The organism is Desulfitibacter sp. BRH_c19, assembly GCA_001515945.1.
Lineage (GTDB): Bacteria > Bacillota > DSM-16504 > Desulfitibacterales > Desulfitibacteraceae > Desulfitibacter.
In genome coordinates this window covers 222225-240577 of record LOER01000046.1, presented here as the reverse complement: position 1 = coordinate 240577, position 18353 = coordinate 222225, and the positions used below count along the sequence as shown (strand labels likewise).

Annotated in this window: 17 protein-coding genes; 8 read left to right on the top strand and 9 right to left on the bottom strand. The window is 33.9% G+C overall.

The annotated features are described in order from the left end of the window. Positions 1-7 precede the first annotated feature (7 nt). From APF76_10550 to APF76_10525, 6 genes are all read right to left on the bottom strand, one after another. Positions 8-1870, bottom strand: a complete 1863-nt coding sequence (locus APF76_10550) for a hypothetical protein (protein ID KUO49058.1) — start codon at positions 1868-1870, stop codon at positions 8-10. 91 nt (positions 1871-1961) lie between these two features. Then, positions 1962-2366: a hypothetical protein gene (locus APF76_10545; GenBank protein KUO49057.1), complete on the bottom strand. Its 405-nt coding sequence runs from the start codon at positions 2364-2366 to the stop codon at positions 1962-1964. Between the two features lie 28 nt (positions 2367-2394). Beyond that, on the bottom strand, positions 2395-3759 hold the full coding sequence (locus APF76_10540) for a hypothetical protein (protein ID KUO49056.1): 1365 nt from the start codon (positions 3757-3759) through the stop codon (positions 2395-2397). An 11-nt stretch (positions 3760-3770) separates the two neighbouring features. After that, on the bottom strand, positions 3771-4838 hold the full coding sequence (locus APF76_10535) for a hypothetical protein (protein ID KUO49055.1): 1068 nt from the start codon (positions 4836-4838) through the stop codon (positions 3771-3773). Positions 4839-4855: 17 nt separating this feature from the next. Next, entirely contained in the window at positions 4856-5809 is a 954-nt protein-coding gene (locus APF76_10530; GenBank protein ID KUO49054.1) for a CDP-abequose synthase, read from the bottom strand. Between the two features lie 19 nt (positions 5810-5828). After that, positions 5829-6596 (bottom strand): glucose-1-phosphate cytidylyltransferase, encoded by a 768-nt coding sequence (locus tag APF76_10525; GenBank protein KUO49053.1) that lies wholly within the window; start codon positions 6594-6596, stop codon positions 5829-5831. A 233-nt stretch (positions 6597-6829) separates the two neighbouring features. On the opposite strand from APF76_10525, the gene APF76_10520 reads away from it, so the two are divergent. Beyond that, positions 6830-8224: an asparagine--tRNA ligase gene (locus tag APF76_10520; protein ID KUO49052.1), complete on the top strand. Its 1395-nt coding sequence runs from the start codon at positions 6830-6832 to the stop codon at positions 8222-8224. Between the two features lie 89 nt (positions 8225-8313). Further along, positions 8314-9486, top strand: coding sequence for a conjugal transfer protein TraB (locus APF76_10515; protein KUO49051.1), 1173 nt, complete (start codon positions 8314-8316; stop codon positions 9484-9486). Between the two features lie 33 nt (positions 9487-9519). On the opposite strand, the gene APF76_10510 is transcribed toward APF76_10515, so the two are convergent. Next, positions 9520-10632 (bottom strand): hypothetical protein, encoded by a 1113-nt coding sequence (locus APF76_10510; protein ID KUO49050.1) that lies wholly within the window; start codon positions 10630-10632, stop codon positions 9520-9522. A gap of 168 nt (positions 10633-10800) precedes the next feature. Between APF76_10510 and APF76_10505 the strand changes: the two genes are divergently transcribed. The 6 genes from APF76_10505 to APF76_10480 all read left to right on the top strand — a co-directional run bounded on the left by APF76_10505 (position 10801) and on the right by APF76_10480 (position 15784). Beyond that, positions 10801-11850 carry a hypothetical protein gene (locus APF76_10505; protein ID KUO49049.1) on the top strand — a complete coding sequence of 350 codons (1050 nt, stop codon included), beginning with the start codon at positions 10801-10803 and terminating at the stop codon, positions 11848-11850. Between the two features lie 213 nt (positions 11851-12063). Beyond that, positions 12064-13101: a cobalamin biosynthesis protein CbiM gene (locus tag APF76_10500; protein ID KUO49048.1), complete on the top strand. Its 1038-nt coding sequence runs from the start codon at positions 12064-12066 to the stop codon at positions 13099-13101. A gap of 7 nt (positions 13102-13108) precedes the next feature. Continuing rightward, positions 13109-13921, top strand: a complete 813-nt coding sequence (locus tag APF76_10495) for a cobalt ABC transporter permease (protein KUO49047.1) — start codon at positions 13109-13111, stop codon at positions 13919-13921. Next, on the top strand, positions 13918-14673 hold the full coding sequence (locus tag APF76_10490) for a cobalt ABC transporter ATP-binding protein (GenBank protein KUO49046.1): 756 nt from the start codon (positions 13918-13920) through the stop codon (positions 14671-14673). Before APF76_10495 ends, APF76_10490 begins: the two co-directional genes overlap by 4 nt. A 242-nt stretch (positions 14674-14915) precedes the next feature. Further along, positions 14916-15086, top strand: a complete 171-nt coding sequence (locus APF76_10485) for a disulfide oxidoreductase (GenBank protein KUO49100.1) — start codon at positions 14916-14918, stop codon at positions 15084-15086. A 143-nt stretch (positions 15087-15229) separates the two neighbouring features. Next, positions 15230-15784, top strand: coding sequence for a hemerythrin (locus APF76_10480; protein ID KUO49045.1), 555 nt, complete (start codon positions 15230-15232; stop codon positions 15782-15784). On the opposite strand, the gene APF76_10475 is transcribed toward APF76_10480, so the two are convergent. Both APF76_10475 and APF76_10470 read right to left on the bottom strand, forming a co-directional pair. Beyond that, on the bottom strand, positions 15776-16873 hold the full coding sequence (locus tag APF76_10475; protein ID KUO49044.1) for a hypothetical protein: 1098 nt from the start codon (positions 16871-16873) through the stop codon (positions 15776-15778). The two genes, APF76_10480 and APF76_10475, sit on opposite strands and share 9 nt — an antisense overlap. A gap of 17 nt (positions 16874-16890) precedes the next feature. Next, positions 16891-18216 (bottom strand): hypothetical protein, encoded by a 1326-nt coding sequence (locus APF76_10470; protein KUO49043.1) that lies wholly within the window; start codon positions 18214-18216, stop codon positions 16891-16893. Positions 18217-18353 lie beyond the last annotated feature (137 nt).

Sequence of the window (18353 nt, the reverse complement as noted above, 5' to 3'; positions counted from 1 at the left end):
TTCCTCGCTAGTTAAGGGTAAAATGATTATAAAGCTTATTGTTGTTTGGGGAAGACGAAATTATATTTATAAATTTTTTATCGATTTTCTTAATTTCTTTAATTATCTTTGCTAGCTCCTCAATATATATAGCGTATATAAAATGTGACTCTTCAGGTAACTTTCTTCGATTACATAGTTCATATTCTTTTTCGTTGAAAATTCTTAAACCACTAAAATGGTAACATATTAAGGGGTATTCGTTGAAAAATATTCCGTTATTGTCAGCGTAAAGTTTGTGCCCTTTTTTTATACTCCATGGACCAGTATTGATTCCCTTATTTTCCGATACTTTGATCCTAGAAGTCATAGATGGCAAATGATCTAGATATTTCTGATCACTCCACCTATTTTTTTCGTATTTATCATAGCACCAGCGTAGACAGTTACGTCTCCACCAGTCTAAACATTTTTTTCCATGTTTATCACGTTTAAACCCGATTAAGCCAGCGGAGTATTTACCTTTCCGTCTTTCCGGCTTAGGGCTAAGCCATAGTTGAGTTAAGTAGATAGATTGATTCCCCCACTCTTCATATATAGTCTTGATATCTTTCAAGAAAAATAGATCAGCATCAACATATAAAATTGATTTTAAATTGTAGTTATTTTTCATTAAAAAGGAAATAAAGGGAGCTTTTAAAGTCCAGCAAAATTCGTGAATCTTTCTTTGTTTTTCAATCTTTATTAATTTTTCATTTTTGATATTTTCTAAGCTGATAATAGTTACATTTTCTAGGTTGATTTTATTGAGAAGTTCGTATGCTATATTATCAGCACAACATATCCAAAGATGAAATTTTGCAGTATATCTTTTTAGTGAATTATATAAGACTAACCCTTGCACCAAATAATCTTTCGTGATTACGGTACATAGCTGATAGCAATTCTTAGTATTTTCTTCATTAAGTTTAAGATTAAAGTAATTTCTTATAAAATTGTTTTTAGGTCTATCTTCATTATAAAAATTAGGGTATATATTGTTAATCTGTTTCACAATTTCTTTAGAAGCATATATATAGGGCAAATAAATCCATTTTATCACATCATCGGATAAATTCATTATATAGCTGCACAAATCAAATTCATTACCATTGAAGTATCTAAAACCATAGCTATGATAAAAAATCAATCTTTGATTATTAACATAAATTTCATTATTAATTTTTTCTACTTTACTTTTTCGGACTATAGCAGGCGTTAAATTCACTCCAATATTCTTAATTACACCTATGTTTTTAAATTTATTAGTCCAGTCATTGGCATAAAACTGGTCACTCCAAAGACCATTTTCTACTTCATCATAGCACCACTCAATTAACTTTTTTCTAAACCATCTAAGACATCGCAAACCTTGCTTATCATTTTTGAATCCAATGAATCCTGTGTTGTATATTCCATTCGATTCGTTCCCGTTGCTGCTGACTACTTTCCACTTTTCTTTTGTTAGTAGAACTGAATAGTTATCCCATTCTCTAAATATTGGGTTAGGGCTTGAGTAAAAATATGTGTCACCATCTAACCAAACTATATGATCTGCGTTATAATTCCCTAATATATAAAGCATAGTAGAAGCCTTTGAAGTCCAAATATACTCCTTATCATTACGAGAGTTTTTTACTTTTAATAATTCTTTATCTACCTTTTCTATGTCAGATAAGGCTATAGGGGTTGCCTTTTCTAGGTTCATTTTTTCTAAAAGCACCTTTACATCATCGTGCAAGCAGATCATAAAGAACTGAAAATCTTCGTCACATTTCAGAAGGGAATTGTATAAGAGTAGTCCTTTATAAACATAATCTTTGCTAAACGTTGAACAGTAATAATGTTTCACTTTAATACTCCCTTTTTACTAAATTAGACTTCATTTTTGGGATTGGTAAGCGTACTTCATACAGTATATGTGAAACATGGAGAGTTGTTCGTTAAAGGATTTCTTCAATATATGTGTCAGTATCAAATTCACTATATTCTTTTGAGGACACAACAAGAATGATTAAAGGATCATTGTCTTCATTTTTAAAAGCATGTATCATATAGGGAGGTACCCTTAAAACAATGTTATCATTAGCAGATATATAAAACCCTTCACTAACCTCTTTAGATAAATCCTTCAAAGCTACTTGTGCTTTCCCACTAACAACTGTGAAATACTCAGAGGTTTTTTTGTGGTAATGGTTGCCCCTAACACTATTTTGGTGAGAATAAAGCAAATATACTTCCTCAATCTGACTACTATCTTGTATCTGGCTCTTCATGATTATTTTTTTTAGAATTCCTCTTTTATCTTCATAAGGATCAATGTAAATAAACTCACACAAGCTCCCCATAAAACTCACTTCTTTCCTAATAATTTACCTAAGAGATAAGATAACCCACACCAAAGTACTCTACTCCAGCACCTTCTAATCCACTTTTATTTAGTACTCTACGGCCATCTAGTACAACCGGTGTTTTCATTAACTGACTAAAATCCTCTGTAGGAATATCAATGAATTCAGTCCATGAAGTTACTAAAATAGCAGCATCAGCATCTTTTAATGCTTCTTTATAATTTGTTGAGTACCATACTGATTTCCGATCTTCTGGAATGATCTTTTGCATATTCTGAATGGCAATTGGATCCACACCGTACACTAATGCACCCTTTTTTAGTAAGCCATTGATAATGGCTATGCTTGGTGATTCCCGTATATCATCTGTGTCAGGTTTAAATGCAAGGCCTAAAATGGCAATCTTTTTACCTTCAAGGGTCTGTAAATTTTCTTCTAATCTATTTATGATTTTCAAGGGTTGTTCCATATTTATTCTTATAGTGGCATCAATAAGTTGTGGCTGATATCCTGAGCATTTACTATAGGAGATTAGCGCCTTTACATCCTTCGGAAAACAACTTCCTCCAAAACCACACCCTGCTTTTAGATAATTAATCATTTCTGGGTTTACTAGTTGGTTATTAATTTTAGGATTAAAACGTTTATCTAAGGTAACAGATTCCATCACTTCTTTAATGTCAATATCCTTTGTTTTTTCACATATAGATCCAATTTCATTTGCAAAAGAAATCAATGTTGCTAGAAGGGCATTAGCAGTATACTTTATCATTTCAGCTGTTCTTAAATTCACATTAATAATAGGTGAGTCGAAAAATCCTTCATACACGTGCTTCATTGTTTCAAAGCTACGATTATCGTAGGAACCAATTACTATTCGATCCGGATACATAAAATCTTCCACAGCTTTTCCTTCTCTTAAAAACTCAGGGTTCATGGTAAGCCCAAAGTCTCCTGCCTTTTTTCCTGAAGCACTTTCTAATACATTTTTAACTAGGGTATCAGTAGTTGTTGGAATAACTGTACTTTTTACACAAACCACGTGATAATGCTCTTTATCCATTAATATGCATCCAATTTCCCAGGCGGATTTTTCAATATAGCTTAAATCAATTTTATCATTACCAATGGGGGTACCTACTGCTATGATAGAAATTTCAGAGTTCATCACCGAGCTTTCTAAGTCTGTCGTGGCAACTAGGTTCCCTGTTGATATTACTTTTACCATTAGCTTTTCTAAACCCGGCTCGTAAATAGGTGTTTCCATATTGTTGATTTTATCTATTACTTCTTGGTTCTTATCAACACAGATAACTTCATGCCCTTTAGAAGCTAAGCATACTCCTGTGACCAGCCCTACATAACCGGTACCGATTATAGAGATTTTCATATAACTCCTCCTTATAAACCATGATTTTCTTTATACCATTTTAGCGTTCTTCTTAAACCTTCTTCTATGCCTACCTTTGGTTGATAGGGCAAGAGGGTTTTGGCTTTAGTTAAATCAGGACATCTTCTTTGAGGATTATCAGTTAGATAGTCCATTTCATTACTTTTCTTATATTCAATTTCAACACCACCTACGATCTGGGCTATCAATTCTGCCAAATCGATCATGTTAATCTCTCTTTCATCATTTCCAATATTAAAAGACTCTCCATTATGATCCGAAAGAAGAGAAGCTACAAAGCCACTTAAAGCATCTCTTACATAACAAAAACTTCTTGTTGGTAATCCATCACTCAAAATAGAAATCTTCTTTCTATATAAGGCATCACTACAAAAATCAGGTATTACTCTTTTGTCATCAAGTCTCAAGCCTGGTCCATATATATTAAACGGTCTAACTATTTTAACAGGCAAGCCATATTGTCGATAATAGTTGACAGCCAGGGTTTCTCCAAGCCTTTTAGATTCATCATAACAAGCCCGTGGCCCAGTACAGGATACATTGCCACTATAATTCTCTGGTGTAGGAATATTCTCTTTAGTGGGGTCTCCATAAATTTCACTTGTTGAGAAAAACAGAAAGCTTTTAATACTTTTATCCATTCCAAAGTCTAATAAATTCTTTAATCCAAGTACATTTGCTTCAATGGTTTCAATAGGGTATTTTCGGTAAAAGGTTGGTGATGCAATACTTGCTGCATGGATGATATAGTCTATATTTTCATCTACCTGGATTGGTCTTACTATATCAGCATTTATGATATGAATATATTTATTGTTATTAAAATGTTTAATCCTTTCAGGGGTACTTGAAAGGAAATTTTCTATACAGATAACTTTACAAGGGAGGCTGAATACATTTTCATTACAATAGTTTAATAAATCAAGGAAGTAACTACCAAGAAATCCTGCACCTCCACTAATTAACCATGTACTTCCTTCTATTACGTTTAAATAATCTTTTAAATCATTATAGATAATCTCAATATCTTCTAAAATTATGGAACTGACCTTTAACATATAATTCCTCTCCCATTTCACTTATATTTTTCTTTGTTTTTTTCATACCAGAGTATTGTTCTATTGAGCCCTTCTTCTAAACTTATTTTAGGCTTCCATTTTAATAGTTTTTGTATTTTAGTAATGTCGGGGTGAGGCCTCCAGACTTCCCCTGATCTGTAAGGTATAGCTCCATAATTAGGCTTCTTAACAGCTTCCATTTTTTCATAAACCTTGTTGACATAGTATTTTAACTGATAAATCATGCCAGTACCTATATTGAATATCTCATTTTTTATAGCGTCATTATGAGCAGCCAAAACAAAGCCATCAATTATATTCTCAACGTAACAATAATCCCTATATTGTTCACACCCAGTCAAATTTACATCTACTTTATTTAAAACTGATAAGATTATATGAGGAAAAAACTTGTGACTTCCTTCGTTTTCTCCAAAAATGCCAAAAGCTCTCAAAGTAACAATATCTATCTTATTTTCTGCAGCGATTTGGTGTGCCAACAAAGTAGTAGCTGCTTTAGTGCTTCCATATATATTGAATGGTTCTAAGTGACAGTCCTCTTTAATTATTTCTTTTTTATCTCCATACTCCATACAAGTACCTATATTTAAGAACTTTTTACATCCTGTAGAAATCGAAGAATTTAGGATATTCATTGTGCCTATGATATTGGTGTTAACAGCTATAAAATAATCTTTTTGCCTTGCATCTACACCGTAAGCTGCCATATTGAAAATATAATCGGGCTTTACTTTGTTCATACATAGATTAATTTTTCTCGAATCCCTTAAATCAGCCTTATAGATTGCAAAATCTTTTATTAGACTCTGAACCCTCCATAAATCTGACCCATCTCTGGCAATTATGGAAACTTGGGCATTTTCTTCAAGCATTCTTTTAACTAGGTGGGATCCTATAAATCCGCTAGCTCCAGTAATTAATACCTTTTTATTGGCAAAACTGCCACTCACAGCAGATACCTCCGTTTCCTTACCATCTAATCCATTGTCTCTTGTTATTAGACCATTGTTCATTGATTATCTGTAAATCTTTAATAGTATCAATACCTTTCCAAAAACCCTCATGTTGATAAACTGCCAATTGATTATCTCTTACTAGGGCTGTTAAGGGTTCATTCTCAAAGATTGTTTGATCATTATGGATATAATTAAAAACCTCTTTTCTTAGAATAAAAAACCCCCCGTTTATCCAACCATCTTGTAAAGGTTTTTCTTTAAAACTGGTAGCAATTCCGTCTTTTACATCTATAATTCCGTATAATGATCTATTTCTCACACCAGTAACAGTAGCGATTTTCCCCTTTTCTCGGTGAAATTGAATTAGTTTATTTAAATCAACATCGGAAACACCATCACCGTAGGTTAACATGAATTCATCTTCATCTATATAATTCTGTATCCTTTTAATCCTGCCACCAGTCATAGTATCTAAACCCGTATCGATAAAGGTAATACTCAAGTCTTCAAGCTTATTAAAAATTTGAATTTCTTTTAAATTGTTAGTAGTCTTCAATTTAAAATCATTATTTTTCCAATCAAAATTCATAAAATACTCTTTTATAGCTGCACCATGATATCCTAAACAAAGAATAAATTCGGTAATTCCAAAATACTTATAAATTTTTATGATATGCCATAATATTGGCATTTCACCGATCTTGACCAAAGGTTTACAAGTGAAGTTAGAATCACCACTCATTCTTAATCCTTTTCCACCGCATAGAATAACTGCTTTCATAGATACCCCTCCTACTTTTGCCTCAATTCATTATATGGTGTGAGATTTTTTTTGCTAATAACAAATAACTATTTCTGAAAGTCTTCTTGTATCAGAAAGTACAGCAGGGGTATGTCTACTTTGACAGCAATGGTTTACTTAGGTATAATTTCCGTAGATATAACAAAAAGGCTAAAAATTTCTTATAACTTAATATATTTAAATACTTTAAAAATATTAGGAGGGGAATTAAGATGGAAAAAGTGTTGGTAAGGCAACTTATAGGAGACACTATTAATTATGTTAATCAGGAAGTGATACTTGAGGGGTGGATAAGAAGTAACCGAGATCAAAAATCATTTGGTTTTATATCTTTAAATGATGGAACTCATTTTAATACCATTCAAGTAGTATATGAAAAAGAATTCCTAACAAATTTTGATGAAGTAGCACGGTTTAGAGTGGGGTCAGCTGTGAAAATTAAGGGAGTTTTAATGCTAACCCCAAAAGCAAAGCAGTCCTTTGAAATAAAAGCAACGGAAATCATTTTAGAAGGGGACTCACCAGAAAATTATCCTATTCAACCCAAAAGACATACAAAAGAATTTTTGAGAGAAGTAGCCCATTTACGTCCAAGAACTAATTTATTTACAGCAGTTTTTAGAGTTAGGTCCTTGCTTGCTTTTGCTGTTCATAAATTCTTTCAAGAAAGAGGCTTTATTTATGTTAACACACCTATAATTACTGCAAGCGATGCGGAAGGTGCCGGTGAAATGTTCAAGGTCACTACCTTGGATTCGAAAAATCCTCCACTTACAGAGGAAGGAAAAGTGGATTATTCTGAAGATTTCTTTGGCAAAAAAACAAACCTTACCGTAAGTGGTCAGTTAGAAGCAGAAGCATTTGCTCTTGCATTTAAAGATGTATATACTTTTGGTCCCACTTTTAGGGCTGAGAACTCTAATACAGCTAGACATGCAGCAGAATTTTGGATGATAGAGCCTGAAATTGCATTCGCAGATCTTCAGGATAATATGAAAGTGGCAGAAGACATGATGAAATATATAGTAAGCTATATCTTAGAAAACGCCCAAGAAGAAGTTGATTTTTTTAATAATTTTATTGATAAAGGCTTAAAGGATAGATTGCTAAAGATAGTAAACTCAAATTTTGAACATATAACTTATGGAAAGGCTATAGAATTGCTCAAAGAATCTGGGAAACAATTTGAATTTCCTGTGGAATGGGGAAAGGATTTACAAACAGAGCATGAACGGTACATAACAGAAATAGTATTTAATAAACCAGTATTTGTAACAGACTATCCGAAGGAAATTAAAGCTTTTTATATGAGGGTAAATGAGGGTGGGAATACTGTCGCAGCCATGGATTTATTAGTCCCTGGGGTGGGAGAAATAATAGGTGGGAGTCAAAGAGAAGAGAGAATAGATGTTTTGGAAAAAAGAATGGAAGAGTTCAGCATTAAAAAAAATGATTTGTCCTGGTACTTGGATTTAAGAAAATATGGTGGAGTAAAGCATGCTGGCTTTGGTTTAGGCTTTGAAAGAGCTATTATGTATATCACCGGAGTGAGTAACATTAGAGATGTTATACCTTTTCCAAGAACAGTTAAATCCTGTGAGTTTTAACTAAAGAAACATTACAAAAAATACTAGATGTGGTATGATAATGTGGTGTTATAATGTAATTTCACCAGAAATATTTAGGAAGTGATAAGTTGAGCACGGATAATGTACACAAGTTAGAAATAGACGGAAAAGAAATAATCCTTATTGGGACAGCCCATGTTTCCAAAAAAAGTGCTGATGAGGTTAAAGATATTATTCAGGATGAAAAGCCAGATACGGTTTGTGTTGAGTTATGTCAAGCAAGGTATCAATCAATTATGGACCCTGATAAATCGAAAAAAATGGATGTAATACAGATTATTAAACAGGGAAAAGCATTGATACTTTTGGTTAATCTGATTTTATCTTCCTACCAGAAAAGGTTAGCCAAACAATTTGGCATTAAACCAGGACAAGAAATGATTCAAGGAATTGAATCTGCTAATGAGCTTGGTGCTACCCTTTGTTTGGGTGACCGAGATATTCATACTACCATGCTGCGTTTATGGCGTGGACTGGGTTTTTTTGGGAAAATAAAACTGTTTTCTCAGCTTGTCCTAAGTATGTTTATTGATGAAGAAGTTAGCGAGGAACAAATGGAGGAAATGAAGACTCAGGATATGTTGTCTTCAGCTTTAAATGAATTATCCAAGTCTTTTCCACACTTTAAATCAATTATAATTGATGAAAGAGATAAATATCTAGCCCAAAAGATTAAGACAGCTCCTGGGAACAAGGTGGTAGCGGTACTAGGGGCTGGGCATATTCCGGGCATAAAAGAAGAATTATATAAAGAAAATGATATCGAAGAATTATCAAAGGTTACACCAGGATCTAAGATAACAAAAATAATAGGTTGGGGTATAGCAGTATTAATAATAGCTGTCATTGTATCTACATTTTCTGTTGATAGAGCTGCGGGTGTGGATCAAATGGTCAGTTGGATTCTCTGGAATGGATCATTGTCTGCTCTGGGTACTTTACTAGCATTTGGCCATCCGTTATCTATTTTAACTGCCTTTGTTGTATCACCTATTAGCTCTTTAAGTCCTTTGTTAGCAGCCGGATGGTTTGCAGGATTAGCAGAAGCTCTAGTTAGAAAACCTAATGTGGAAGATTTTGAAAATATGGCGGAGGATGTTCAAACAGTAAAGGGTTTTTGGCGTAATAAGGTAACACGGGTTTTACTGGTTGTGGTTTTTGCAAATTTAGGAAGCACTTTGGGTACTTTTATTGGTGGAGCAGAAGTCATCAGACGATTTATTAATACATTTTTTGGATAATTAATCAGAATGGATCATAAGGATCAGGGTTGATTATGTTTTATATAAGAATTTTGCATATTCCAATAAATTTAGGTATGAATTATGTATAGAATTTTTATCATATGCTTTATAAAAGGATACTTTACTTGATATACAATTGTTTTCAATAAACCATAGATGCCCTCTTTTATCTAAGCCAAGATCAATGGATAATTCTCCGCTAGATCCGTAACAATCCTCTATACATTTATAAATAATATTTAATAAATGGGTTATTCGAATTTTCAATTTGAAAATTTCTTCATCTGAATAGTTCATATACCCTTTAAAAAAAGACTCAAATTTCATGCAATTAGCGTGGGTTGTTATTGGTGCATTACTATTACTAATACGAACGGGAAGTGCAGATATAATAATATCTCCATTACCGTTCTTTTGTAATTCAGCTCTCATATCTACTATGCTATTATCTATTTTGATTAAATCAATTGCTTCTTGGATTATAAACTCTTTATTACTATAAAATTTATGAACTTCACGAATTAAGCGAGTGAAATCATTGACTATTAGAACATATAGCTTGTTAATATAATACCTAAATTCATAGCTGCCTTCGGGTAACTTGGAGATACAGATTACTCCTCTACCGAGACCACTTTGACAGTGCTTTAAGTAGACTTTTGGAAAAAGATTTAGCATATTTTTTAAATCATCTGATGTATTATAATAAATAGTATGTGGTAAATGGGGTGCTAAATTTTCATGTCTTGACAAGTGCTTCAAAACGTCCCATTTATTAAAGGTAAACAAGTAATTTAGAGTTTTAATTTTTCGTTTTTTTAACTGTTTCGCAAGCTTCCTATCTAATCCTTCCTCCTTTTTTGTGCCATATAATTTATAAATTACATCAGGATAAGGAAATTGTTGAATCTCCCAGTTGCCTGAGTTTTTGTTAAAGATAATTCCATTTATTACATTTTCATCTAAGTTTCCACTTGAAAAAAAGTAGATAGTTATTTTCGCTTGTTCATTTGCCTTTATTACTTCTAGATATTTTAAGGGTGGTTCTTGTTTTTTAAGTAACTTATTGGCATGGGTATCCTTAATAAGGATACCTAAAATAGGTCTTGCGTAAGCTTGTGGCAAACTATTATTATTATTCATATAAACTCTCCCTGTCTAATTTACCTTCCTAATTTCATTTTATTCTATTATGTAGTATAGCTTTTGGTGACTATTTCTGATTTTCTTTATTTATCATCTGGAAAAGTTTTACAGCAAGGGTATATACTCTTTCGCCGCGGTGAATTCTTACGAAAGGAAGGTATTAATATGAAAAGAAATAAAGAATTTTTTAGAGGGTGTTTATTAGGTGGAGCGATAGGTGATGCCCTTGGCAGGCCAGTTGAATTCATGAAATTTGAGGAAATTACAAGACACTTTAGTAATGAAGGAATAACAGATTTAATAGTAGGGGAAAATGGCAAAGCAGACATAACAGATGATACTCAAATGACTATCTTTACTTCCGAAGGACTTTTAAGAGCTTATACAAGGGGGAATAGCAAGAGTATATGCCATATTCCAACAGTAGTCCATAATGCTTACCTAAGGTGGTTACATACCCAAGGCCAATTAACTATAAAGGAAGATAACAAATTGTTATTAGATAGCTGGCTACTTAACGTTGGGGATCTTTATGCTAGACGTGGACCTGGTAACACATGCTTGACAGCATTAAATAGCGGTGTGATGGGAGAAATTGAAAAGCCCTTAAATAATAGTAAGGGTTGTGGTGGAGTTATGAGGTCAGCTCCCATAGGGTTATTTTTTACAAAAGATGAAGCCTTTAAAATAGCTTGTGAATGTGCAGCTTTGACCCATGGGCATCCAAGTGGATACATTTCTGCAGGTATTCTAGCGCATTCAATTGCAGGCATAATTGATGGTATGGAAATAACTGAAGCAGTAGAAGATGCCCTACAGCAAGCTGTGCAATATAATGGACACGAGGAGTGCACAAGAATCACTATTACAGCACTTGAACTGTCACAAACAGATCTAGAGGCACATGATGCCATTAAAAAGCTTGGGGAAGGATGGGTAGGTGAAGAGGCGCTAGCTATTTCTTTATACTGCGCTATTAAATATAATGATGATTTTAAGAAGGCAGTAATTGCGGCGGTAAATCATGATGGGGACAGCGATAGTACGGGAGCTATTACGGGTAATATTTTAGGGGCTTATTTAGGAGTAAGCTCTATACAAAGTGAATGGATAGAGAGGTTAGAATTAACAGAGCTGCTTACAAAGATAGCAGATGACTTGCTCACAAGATTTCAGGACACCAGGGACTGGTGGGATATGTATCCAGGCTTTTAATAATTTATCTCTAGACATTGATAGTCTATTATTATATAATTTTATTAAGCAATTAAACCATGTAGGTTTAGTAAAGGCGAAAAAGCATGTCATAACATAGATTGTAAAATTAAAAATTATAATTTAGCCATGGAGACTGAATAGACTGCGAAAAGCAGTTACTTAAGTTTTCACGGTTTTTTGTTTTTCTAACTAATTTTAGGAGGAATCGCTATGCATATGGCTGACGCTTTAATATCGCCTGTGGTTGGTGTGACCATGCTGGCGGCAACAGCAGGTGTTGCTGCATATTCAGTTAAAAAGCTAAAAGATAATATTGATGAACAAAAAATTCCTTTAATGGGAGTAATGGGAGCTTTTATATTTGCAGTCCAAATGATTAACTTTGCAATTCCAGGAACAGGTTCAAGTGGGCATTTAGGTGGGGGTATGTTATTAGCAATTCTACTTGGACCCTATGCAGGTTTTCTGACCATGATATCTATTTTAAGTATACAGGCATTATTCTTTGCTGATGGCGGGCTGCTTGCTTTAGGAGCTAATTCTTTTAATCTTGGGTTCTTTACATGCTTTGTTGGCTATCTATTAATCTATAGACCCATTATGAGTAAAGGATATTCATCTTCAAGGCTGTTCATGGCCATTATGTTGTCAGCAGTAATTGCACTCCAGCTTGGGGCTTTTAGCGTTGTACTCCAGACATTGTTTTCTGGAAAAACAGAGCTGCCTTTTACTAGCTTTGTTCTTCTAATGCAGCCTATTCATTTTGCGATCGGAATTATTGAAGGCTTAGTAACAGCAACAGTAGTATCCTTTGTTTGGAAGTCCCATCCTGAGCTAATTGAAAGGACTGCTGGAAATGGCAAATCAAGTGTGTTTTCTATTAAAAAAACAATAGCAGCCATTGCCATTGCCGCAGTATTAATTGGAGCTGTATTCTCATGGTTTGCATCAGAGCATCCAGATGGGCTAGAATGGGCTATTTATAAAGTCTCGGGAACTGAAGAGTTGGAGGCACAAAACGGCATCCATAAAACATTGGAATCAATTCAGGAAAAAGTTGCCTTTCTTCCGGATTATTCTTTTAAATCTAGCGTAGATAATTCTCAAGAAGAAAGTGAAGTATCAGCTTCTATTGTTGATGCAGGAACTAGTATAGCAGGATTGGTAGGAGGATTAATAACTCTTTTGGCAGCTGGATTGTTGGGATATTGTTTACACACAGTTAAGAGGCGTAGACAAAGGATTTGATGGATTTATGTCTAAAATAATTGATTCATTTTATAACATTAGAATTCTTGATGAAATAGCAGAAAAAGATACAGTTATTCATAAAATTCATCCACTCATGAAGGTATTTACAACCTTTGTGTTCTTGATAACTGCTGTATCTTTTGGTAAATATGAGCTTAGCGGCTTGATACCTCTCATTTTTTACCCCATAACTATAATGGCATTAGCTGAGATTCCTGCTATTCCTATACTTAAGAGAATGATAATCGTAATGCCCTTCATAATTTGTATTGGGGCTTTTAATCCATTCTTTGATACAAATACCATAGTCATCTTTTCAGATATTACTATTTCTGCTGGCTGGGTTTCCTTTGTATCGCTTTTGCTTAAAGGTATCATGACAATACTTGCCGCTTTTATTTTGATAGCAACAACGGGAATGACAAAAATAGCATTCTCATTAAGATTAATGAGGGTACCGCAAATATTTGTTATGCAGCTTCTCTTAACATATAGATACATATCAGTTTTGATAGAGGAGCTGGCCAGAATTCTTAGAGGTTATTCACTTCGTTCACCATATGATAAGGGTATCCGCTTTAGTAGTTGGGGGCCTTTAACAGGTCAATTGCTTTTAAGGACTATAACAAGGGCACAGCGAGTTTATCAATCCATGTGCTGCAGAGGGTTTGTAGGGGAGTTTAATACTGGTAGTGAACAGAGGTTTTATATAAAAGATATTGGATATTTTATAAGCTGGTCAGTATTTTTTATAGTAGTAAGATATTTTGATATTTCAAATCTAATAGGTACATTAATGACAGGAGTAGGAAAATGAGCCATCATATCATTGAAGTTAATAATTTAAAATATAAGTATCCCGATGGAAGAGTAGCTCTAAATGGTATTAATTTTCAAATTATCCATGGGGAATCTGTAGGTATTGTTGGAGCAAATGGCGCAGGCAAGTCTACTTTATTGATGCATTTGGTGGGTGTCCTGTTGCCACTTGAGGGAGAAGTACGTGTAGGGGAAATTCCCGTGGTTAAAAAGACATTACCAATGATACGCCAAAGTGTAGGAATGGTTTTTCAAGATGCAGATGATCAACTATTTATGACTACTGTTTATGATGATGTTGCCTTTGGACCCAGAAATTATAAACTGCCTGAGGATGAGGTTGATAAAAGGGTAAAGGCATCGCTTGAAACAGTAGGTGCCCTGCACTTAATTAATAGACCTCCGTATAAGCTATCAGGAGGCGAAAAGCGAGCAGTAGCAATTGCATCAGTACTGGCTATGGAGCCCAACATCTTGGTTATGGATGAGCCCACTTCGTCACTAGACCCAAAATCAAGACGCCGATTAATAGATCTTCTTTCTGGCTTTTCACATACTAAAATTATTGCCACCCATGATTTAGATTTGGTTCTGGATTTATGTGAGAGAACAATTGTTATCAAGGATGGCAGGATAATTAAAGATGGCTCCACACTTGACTTGTTTAATGATCAGGAAATGTTAGAAGAGTGTGGACTTGAAAAGCCATTAAGCATGCAGAATTGTCCAATATGCAGCACAAGGAAATGAGAAGAGTTCATAAGTCCCAGTAAATGAGACTTGTGAACTCTTTTTTTCATAAGATGGAATCTAGAGGAATTTCTATTAGTATTGGGTATCTTAAAACTCTGGAAATAATTGAACATAAGACAAATATTGTATAAAACAAAATGGATATGTAGTGTCAAATGGTTGAATAATAGGAATGGAGTTATGATTTGATTACTAAAAACTCAGATAGAAAGGGGATTATATTAGTGATTACAAAGGATATGTTAATTGGAGATGTATTGAGGAAAAAACCAGAAGCTACTAAAATTCTTGCTGAGTTTGGAATGGGTTGCCTAGGTTGTCCTTCTTCCCAGATGGAGAGTATAGAGGATGCAGCCAAAGTACATGGTTTAGAGGTTGAGAAGATTTTGAAGAGTCTTAATAAGGATTAAGGGAGGCATAACCTTGAGTGCGTTTTTGAGAGATGAATGGATCAAGTCCTTTGTAAAGTCCTTGCCTCAAAGGTATGAATATACTGCAGAATATTCCTCAGGGAAAAAAACAAATAGAATAGTTAGATTGGAGGATAGTTAAGATGAAGTCTATAGACCTAATGGTACATGAACATACCTACATTAAAAGAATGCTTACCGTAATTAGGAAGTATTGCTTAAAAATATTAAATCATAAACAGATAAACTATGCTGATTTCTATAAAGCTATTGATTTTGTTAGAAACTATGCTGACAAGCATCATCACAGTAAAGAGGAAGATATTCTTTTTAAAAGAGTAAATCAGGAAGTAGATAATAATGCTGCTAAAAGCTCAATTACAGGTATGTTCATTGAACATGATAGTGGTAGGTTATTTATTCAAAATCTTGAGAGGGCTGTAGGTGAAGTGGAAAATGGAAACATGGATGCCAGACTAGATATTATCGGAAACGCCATAGCCTACACAGATTTGTTAAACCGGCATATTGATAAAGAGGATAATGTTATCTATGTATTTGCAGAAAAAAATCTCTCTCAAGCTGGGAGAGAGTATGTAGAAGAATATTCTCGAGAAGTGGAAAATAGTGCTACTTCAAAGAAAATACAGAAAAATTACATAGATTTACTAGAAGAACTGGAAAAAGGCTTAGCGTAAGGAATACAAATACTTAGCATATTCTAGTATGTTTAAATATGATTGATTGATTGTCTCTTTGTCATATGCGTTATTAAGTGACACTTTTAAAGAGCGAGCGTTGCATTCAATAAACCATAAGCGACCTTCTTTATCCAGACCAATGTCTATTCCTATATCACCACTTGGCCCATAAATTCTTTCTATGGACCTGTAGGCAGTAATTAGGAAGTTATTTACCTTAGTTTTTAGACTTTCAATTTCCTCTTGAGAGTATTTCATAATTTCTTCAAAAAAGTAATCAAAGGTATAGCTCTTAGCATGTGTGGTGATGGGTGAATTGTAACGACCAACACGAACAGGAATGGCTGTTACTGTTATTTCTCCACTACCATTTCTTTGTACTTCTGCACGGAGATCCACAATACTTTTGCCGATTGTTATAAGATCAATTGCTTGTTGAACCACAAATTTTTTTGAGCCAAAAAATCCTAGAATTTTTTTAATAAGCTTATTGAAATCATCTATTTTTTCGACATACAATTTTTCAATAAAACAACTGAATTCATATTTTCCATTAGGCAATTTGCTTACACAAACAACTTGCCTGCCTTTTCCACCTCGACAAGCTTTTAGATAAACTTTATTGCTTATTGCAAAAAGTTTCTTTAAGTCATTTGGTCTCTTATACATAAGTGTTAATGGTAAATACTGAAGAAAATCCTTATCTTTAGATAAACTGTTATAAACCTTCCATTTATTAAATCCATATATGTAGTTCAATGATTGAATATTTTCTTTTCGGAGCTGTTTCTCAAAGGTAGCTGCTAATTTTTTTTGAGTTCTTAAATTACTGCTTTTTCTGTAAATGAAATCTGGGTAAGGAAACTGTTTTTTCTCCCAGAGACCTTTTTTATCATTATAATAAGTGCCTATTATCCGTTTCTTTACAATATCAACATTCTTAATGGTAAAAAAAAATAAAGTTGTATTTGCATGTTTGTTAGCTTTTATTAAATCTTTAATTTGTGATACTTGTTCTTGCTTTAAAAGCTTATTTATAGAAGTTTTGTTAACAACTACTCCTACGACAGGTTTATTTCTTAACATTTTTGTTATCCTCCTAATTAATTGTGTGAATTATTATACAGGTGTTTCACTAGGGATGTAGCGTAGTCTATTGGCAAGCCGAATATTTGATTACTTTTTTCTTTGGTGGCTGTTCTGTATGCGATGCTACTAGGCCGGCTGTTAGCCTCAATAATCCATAGTTTTCCTTCTTTATCTAACCCTATATCCAAGCCTATTTCTCCTAAGCTTCCAAAGGAATTTTCCAAGGCGTAAACTGCCTTTGATGAAAGATTTGATAGTACTTCCCAAGAAAGGCCAGGATGAAGTAAATCCTCCCCAGGTGTAAGAAAGACGTCTCTAGCGCCAGCAGCGAAGTTAGTCACGATAGCTCCTGGTTTAGCAATCCGGAAGTTCACGGCGGAGATAATCCATTCGCTATTGATGTCTTTTTGAACTAAAACACGCATATCAAAGGGACCTCCATCTATCTCAGCCAAAAAAATTCCCTGCTGAATAATAAGATTCTTTCCAAGAGTATTACACAAAAAAGAATAAAGAGTCTCTATATTGGCAAATTTCCAGCTTCTAATTTGATTTCCTCCTGCCTTACATAGATAATATTTTTTTACTTTTTCTATCCTAAAAACTTTTTTACCACCCCTGCCATAAGTATCCTTAATAAAAGTGTACATATATTTTTTCAAGAATTCTTTCAAGTTTGGTAAAGTAAAGAAGGCTGTTTCGGGGTGGGATTTACTAGTGTCTTTAAAAGACCTAAAGGCTTGAAAAGTTTCCCACTTACCAAAGGTACGTGTAGTATTAATCCATTGAATGTTATTAACCTTTCCTTGGTTATTGTAACTTTCTACTGTTTTTGGCCCGGGATGTGAACCCCTGTCATAGATAACATGAGGAACAGGAACATTTTTCTTAACCCAGTTATAGTTATTAGGATTTAAACAGTATGCTTCCACTAAATTGTTTTTCCAGTCCACGTTCTTAAGGCGAAAGCAATAAAAGAGAACACCTTTTTCTAAGGCCAGAAGAGCTCTTTTTTTTATCGCAGTACTTTTGTCAATATTACTCCATGAATGAGGCGTTAAAGTCAAACCTAAACTAGGGCCTAAAATCAGTTTGCTATTTGAACTATAAATCAGCTTTAAAGGTTCACCTTGGTAATAATAAAAGTCAGCAAGTAGCGTTTCTGTCATATAAAGAGTATCAGTTGAACGCTGACTATTTTGTATTGCTACTTCTACTAAGGAGTCTATAACTCCAAGTTGTAAGATTAGTTCTTGACCTGGGGTGAGATTGAACATCTCTAACTGAGAATTGTTTAAGAAAAGCTGTTTTTTGTGTGATCCTTGGACGAAAACTTCCAAGGTAAAAAGTCCTTGCTTCGGGTTCTGGATTTTATAAAAGTTGTTTATTTCAAACCCTCCTTAGGTTTTCTTGTTTCTTTTGAGTTCAAATTATCCTCTTTGTGCAATGAAGCTGTCATGATTTAAGAAGTGTATTT

Coding starts and splice junctions, on each gene's coding strand:
- APF76_10510 (KUO49050.1), bottom strand. CDS start 10,632: ATGAATAATAATAATAGTTTGCCACAAGCTTACGCAAGACCTATTTTA.
- APF76_10490 (KUO49046.1), top strand. CDS start 13,918: ATGAGCCATCATATCATTGAAGTTAATAATTTAAAATATAAGTATCCC.
- APF76_10485 (KUO49100.1), top strand. CDS start 14,916: ATGTTAATTGGAGATGTATTGAGGAAAAAACCAGAAGCTACTAAAATT.
- APF76_10505 (KUO49049.1), top strand. CDS start 10,801: ATGAAAAGAAATAAAGAATTTTTTAGAGGGTGTTTATTAGGTGGAGCG.
- APF76_10500 (KUO49048.1), top strand. CDS start 12,064: ATGCATATGGCTGACGCTTTAATATCGCCTGTGGTTGGTGTGACCATG.
- APF76_10495 (KUO49047.1), top strand. CDS start 13,109: ATGTCTAAAATAATTGATTCATTTTATAACATTAGAATTCTTGATGAA.
- APF76_10540 (KUO49056.1), bottom strand. CDS start 3,759: ATGAAAATCTCTATAATCGGTACCGGTTATGTAGGGCTGGTCACAGGA.
- APF76_10475 (KUO49044.1), bottom strand. CDS start 16,873: ATGTTAAGAAATAAACCTGTCGTAGGAGTAGTTGTTAACAAAACTTCT.
- APF76_10525 (KUO49053.1), bottom strand. CDS start 6,596: ATGAAAGCAGTTATTCTATGCGGTGGAAAAGGATTAAGAATGAGTGGT.
- APF76_10535 (KUO49055.1), bottom strand. CDS start 4,838: ATGTTAAAGGTCAGTTCCATAATTTTAGAAGATATTGAGATTATCTAT.
- APF76_10520 (KUO49052.1), top strand. CDS start 6,830: ATGGAAAAAGTGTTGGTAAGGCAACTTATAGGAGACACTATTAATTAT.
- APF76_10545 (KUO49057.1), bottom strand. CDS start 2,366: ATGGGGAGCTTGTGTGAGTTTATTTACATTGATCCTTATGAAGATAAA.
- APF76_10480 (KUO49045.1), top strand. CDS start 15,230: ATGAAGTCTATAGACCTAATGGTACATGAACATACCTACATTAAAAGA.